Below are 3882 nucleotides of genomic sequence, written 5' to 3'. Positions count from 1 at the left end.
GGCGATTTGAACGGCGACGGCAAGCCGGACCTGGTCGTGGCCGACGAAGGCCAACTTAGCATTCTGTTAAACACAAGCAAACGATAAAGTTTGGGCATGAAACGACCCGCGCGTCGCGCTCCGCAAGCCTGCGAAGTGGGGCAAAATTACGCGCCTTGAAAACGGACACTAACCTGCTCTTGCTGAAAACAAACCTGGGCGCGGGTCACGGCGGTCCCTTCGGGCGTTACGAACAAATTCGCGAAACCGCTTTCATTTACTCGTTCCTTTGTTTACTATGGGCATCCAAGGGTGAAATATGGCCGTCAACGCGATTCCCGAAAGTTATGCGTCCGTCACACCGTATCTGATCGTCAAAGGTGCTGCGCGGGCAATCGAATTCTATAAAGAGGTTTTCGGAGCGATTGAGGAGTACCGGATGCCCATGCCCGACGGGCGCATCGGCCACCTCGAATTCCGCATCGGGAATTCAAAGCTGATGATGGCGGACGAGTCGCCGGAGTATCACGCGGCGAGCCCGCAATCTTTGGGCGGTTCGCCGGTCACGCTGGCGCTGTCCGTGCCTGATGTCGACACGATCTTCGCCCGCGCGTTGGGCGCCGGTTCGAAGGAGCGGCGTCCGGTGAAGACACAATTCTATGGCGAGCGCTCCGGGACGATGGTCGATCCGTTCGGACACGTCTGGACGATCGCGACGCGCGTCGAGAACGTAGCGCCGGAAGAGATGCAGAAGCGCATGGGCGCGGCCGGGTCCTCGTAGGGCGCGGGGTAAGCCGCGTACAATCTCACTATGGGTTTCGACGGTGCGGCGGTCCTTGCGTTAGAGAGCCGGCGTGCCGCCGAGATGGAGAAGCTGATCACCATGCAGGGCGGCCGGGCTTTCGTAGCGCCTGCGTTGCGGGAGGCGCCGATTGAAGCGAATGCCGCCGCGTTTGCTTTCGCGGAAGCGTTGTTCGACGGTGCGTTCGACATGGTCATCTTGCTGACCGGCGTCGGCACGCGCTACCTGCAGACCGTGATCGAAACACGCTTTCCACCAGGCCGTTTTGCCGAAGCGATGCGCGGGGTGACGGTAGTCGCTCGGGGGCCCAAGCCGGTTGCGGTTTGCCGCGAGCTCGGCATTCCGATCGCATTCGTTGCGCCGGAACCGAACACGTGGCATGAGGTTCTGGACGTTACTTCGGGCCGCCCGGAAACGCGCATCGCCGTTCAGGAATATGGCAAGTCGAATCCGGAGCTGATTCAGGCGCTGGAAGATCGCGGCGCGACCGTCACCAGCGTCCCCGTGTATCAGTGGACGCTGCCCGAAGATACGGCGCCATTACGCCAAGCCGTGCGCCGTTTGGCGGCGAAGGAATTCGCTGCCGCGATCTTCACCACGTCGTCGCAGGTGGATCATCTCGTGCAGATCGCGGAGCAGGAACATTTAGTCAGCAAGTTGCGCGAAGGGCTTGACGAGACCGTGATCGGGTCGATCGGGCCAACCACTTCCGAAACCCTGGCAGACCACGGTTTCACCCCCGATTTCGTGCCGTCGCACCCCAAGATGGGCATGCTGGTCGTGGAACTTGCGCGGGAATTTGCGCGGTTGCGCGGCCAAAAGCAGCGGAGCCGGTTTTGAGCCCCAATGCGGGCCGGTTTCTCAGCCTTGGCTTTCTCATTCCTGCCGCGATTGTTGTGAGTTATGCGATCGGATACGGGCTCGACCACGTCTTCGGCACCCGCTTTCTGTCGCCGGTGTTTCTAATCGCCGGGGCGATCGGCGGACTGTTCGCGATGGTCCGCGAGGCGCAGAAGAAGCCGTGATTCTGCTGAATTTCCGGTACGAGCGGGTGCCTCGCTGGATTGGGTTGGTGGGGCTCGTAGGGATCCCGATCGCCGCGATCGCTCAGGGGCTTCCGGGAGCGCTGGGATTCGCCGTCGGCGCGGCGGGATCCTGGTGGAATTACGATCAGCTTCAGAAGGTGGTGAAGTCGCTGGCGGTGGCTGCGGAACAGGGCAATTCGCCGCCTCCGGTGCGGATCATTCTAGCGATGTTTGCCCGGCTATTTGTCGTCGCCGCGGCTGCGCTTGTTATACTCAAATATTCCAAATCCAGTCTGATCGGGTTACTTGTCGGACTGTTCGCGGCTTGTATCGCGATAGGTCTGGAACTCTTCTACGAAATAGTATGGGCAAAGAGCACGAAATCTGGATAACCAGATTCTTCAACGAGCACCTCGCGGGTGTGGGCAATGCGATTCTGGCGCTAGTTCATGTGCATCCGGAACACCCGGGGCGGCCGTGGGAGAACTACATCACCATGCAAATTGTGGTGCTGTTGATCATGGTGGTGCTTTTTGCATTTCTGCGCGCGACGTTATCGGTTGAGAATCCTTCGCGCCTGCAGCTTACCTTCGAAGCCATTTATAAGTTCTTCAAGAAGCAATCGGACGAGTACATTCACGAGAGCGACGTACACATCCCGATCTTCGGAACGCTGTTCATCTTTATCCTGCTGTGTAACCTGATCGGCGTTGTGCCCGGGCTCGCGTCGCCGACAACGACCATTTACGTGCCTTGCGGTTGCGCGATGCTTTCCGTGTTGTACTACAACTATGTCGGCATCCGGAAGCACGGCGCGATGTATATCAAGCAGTTTCTGGGACCGAAATGGTGGCTGGCGCCCTTTATGTTGCCGATTGAGATCGGGACTCACCTGGCGCGGCCGCTCTCACTTACTGTCCGTTTGTTCGCGAATATGTTCGCGGGCGAGCAGTTGACGATTATCTTTCTCAGCCTGACTTACTTTATCGGTCCTGTGATCTTTATGGGGCTGCACGTATTTGTATCGTTGGTTCAGGCTTATGTGTTCGCGATGCTGACCACGGTTTACGTAGCGGGCGCGGTTTCCGAAGAGGCGCACTAATCAAAGGCTTATTACTTGAGCACGCTCTCTGTGTGAGGCCCTCGTCCCCCAGGGTGAACGGCAACCACCTCCAGACAGCAATTACTAACTAGGAGTAACGAACAAAGTGAAATTGAAAATGTTATTGATGACGCTCGGCCTGTTCCTGCTGGCGAGCCCCATCTTCGCGCAAACGAACGGCGGCAACCCGGCCGGCGGCGGTCCGACCCATGCCGATTGGATCGTGATTGCATCCGGCTTCTCGATGGCGATCGCGTCGGGTTTGGCCGCGCTCGGTCAGGGCCGCGCGGTACAAGGGGCAGTAGAAGGGATCGCGCGCAATCCCGGCGCTTCCGGCGCTATTCAGGGCGCGATGATTCTCGGACTCGCGTTCATGGAGTCGCTCGCGCTATTCACGCTGGTTATTATCTTCGTCAAGGTCATTTAGAGGAAGGTTATCTTTAGGTTGAGATGGGCCAGGTTGTCCGGGATCTGGCCCGTTTAGGGCAAGGTGGATGCCGCCGTTAAAGTCTTGCAATCGCAAGAGAGTTCGAACCCTGCGAACGGCAACTGGCGACAGTTGAAGTCTGCAGGCCGCCGCCGGTTGGAAGGCGCCAAGAAATGACTCCCCCCTCAAGTCATCTTGTGGACTTCGTTACAACCTTCAAATACTTTGGTACAGCCCACTCCTCCGTAATAAACGCTTTTCTGTGTTCGGCGCAAGCGCCCGTTTCGGTATCGACTGCCGAAATGCCGACCACGCTCCCGTCGTTTCCGTTTGTTTGATGTATTCGATTCCCTTTCCCCGGTTCCTACAAACCTAGGTGCATTTGGTTATGTAGTTTAGCGATGGCGGAAGCCAGTGGGAGTCGAACCCACCAGTGACGCGAGCGCCACTCGCCGGGTTTGAAGCCCGGGCCCAGCACCGGCCAAATCTGGCTTCCGACGCCGATTGTAGCAACGCGGCAGGTTAGAATCAAAAAAGAAGATATCGC

The 3882-nt window shown here is 58.2% G+C and carries 7 protein-coding genes, 1 tRNA gene and 1 pseudogene; 8 read left to right on the top strand and 1 reads right to left on the bottom strand.

What is annotated here, in order from left to right; genetic code table 11:
- Positions 1–6: 6 nt before the first annotated feature.
- The 8 genes and pseudogenes from H1Y01_RS20000 (at position 7) to H1Y01_RS08950 (ending at position 3335) form a co-directional block, all read left to right on the top strand.
- Complete coding sequence (locus H1Y01_RS20000) at positions 7–87, top strand: FG-GAP repeat domain-containing protein (protein WP_367399781.1); 81 nt, start codon at positions 7–9, stop codon at positions 85–87.
- Positions 88–100: 13 nt separating this feature from the next.
- Positions 101–350: pseudogene (locus H1Y01_RS19995) on the top strand (prolyl oligopeptidase family serine peptidase); the annotation flags it as partial.
- On the top strand, positions 299–760 hold the full coding sequence (locus H1Y01_RS08975; protein WP_180540100.1) for a VOC family protein: 462 nt from the start codon (positions 299–301) through the stop codon (positions 758–760). The pseudogene H1Y01_RS19995 and the gene H1Y01_RS08975, both read left to right, overlap by 52 nt.
- Positions 761–790: 30 nt before the next feature.
- Positions 791–1621, top strand: coding sequence for a uroporphyrinogen-III synthase (locus tag H1Y01_RS08970; protein WP_219341407.1), 831 nt, complete (start codon positions 791–793; stop codon positions 1619–1621).
- A complete protein-coding gene (locus H1Y01_RS08965; protein ID WP_180540099.1) occupies positions 1618–1806 on the top strand; it encodes an AtpZ/AtpI family protein in 189 nt (62 codons plus the stop codon). Before H1Y01_RS08970 ends, H1Y01_RS08965 begins: the two co-directional genes overlap by 4 nt.
- Complete coding sequence (locus tag H1Y01_RS08960) at positions 1803–2198, top strand: ATP synthase subunit I (protein ID WP_180540098.1); 396 nt, start codon at positions 1803–1805, stop codon at positions 2196–2198. The genes H1Y01_RS08965 and H1Y01_RS08960 overlap by 4 nt, the downstream gene beginning before the upstream one ends.
- Positions 2171–2908: a F0F1 ATP synthase subunit A gene (gene atpB, locus H1Y01_RS08955; RefSeq protein ID WP_180540097.1), complete on the top strand. Its 738-nt coding sequence runs from the start codon at positions 2171–2173 to the stop codon at positions 2906–2908. The genes H1Y01_RS08960 and atpB overlap by 28 nt, the downstream gene beginning before the upstream one ends.
- 127 nt (positions 2909–3035) lie before the next feature.
- On the top strand, positions 3036–3335 hold the full coding sequence (locus H1Y01_RS08950; RefSeq protein ID WP_219341406.1) for an ATP synthase F0 subunit C: 300 nt from the start codon (positions 3036–3038) through the stop codon (positions 3333–3335).
- 402 nt (positions 3336–3737) lie between these two features.
- Here H1Y01_RS08950 and H1Y01_RS08945 read toward each other — a convergent pair.
- Positions 3738–3831, bottom strand: a tRNA-Sec gene (locus H1Y01_RS08945).
- Positions 3832–3882 lie beyond the last annotated feature (51 nt).

The sequence above is a fragment of the Nevskia soli genome (assembly GCF_903970205.1).
Classification (GTDB): Bacteria; Acidobacteriota; Terriglobia; order Bryobacterales; family Bryobacteraceae; genus Bog-113.
The sequence above is the reverse complement of the archived record's forward strand: the minus strand, read 5'-3'. Positions and strand labels throughout refer to the sequence as shown.

Excerpts from the sequence above, each read along its gene's own strand:
- atpB (WP_180540097.1), top strand. The coding sequence starts at position 2,171 with ATGGGCAAAGAGCACGAAATCTGGATAACCAGATTCTTCAACGAGCAC.
- H1Y01_RS08975 (WP_180540100.1), top strand. The coding sequence starts at position 299 with ATGGCCGTCAACGCGATTCCCGAAAGTTATGCGTCCGTCACACCGTAT.
- H1Y01_RS08950 (WP_219341406.1), top strand. The coding sequence starts at position 3,036 with ATGACGCTCGGCCTGTTCCTGCTGGCGAGCCCCATCTTCGCGCAAACG.
- H1Y01_RS08970 (WP_219341407.1), top strand. The coding sequence starts at position 791 with ATGGGTTTCGACGGTGCGGCGGTCCTTGCGTTAGAGAGCCGGCGTGCC.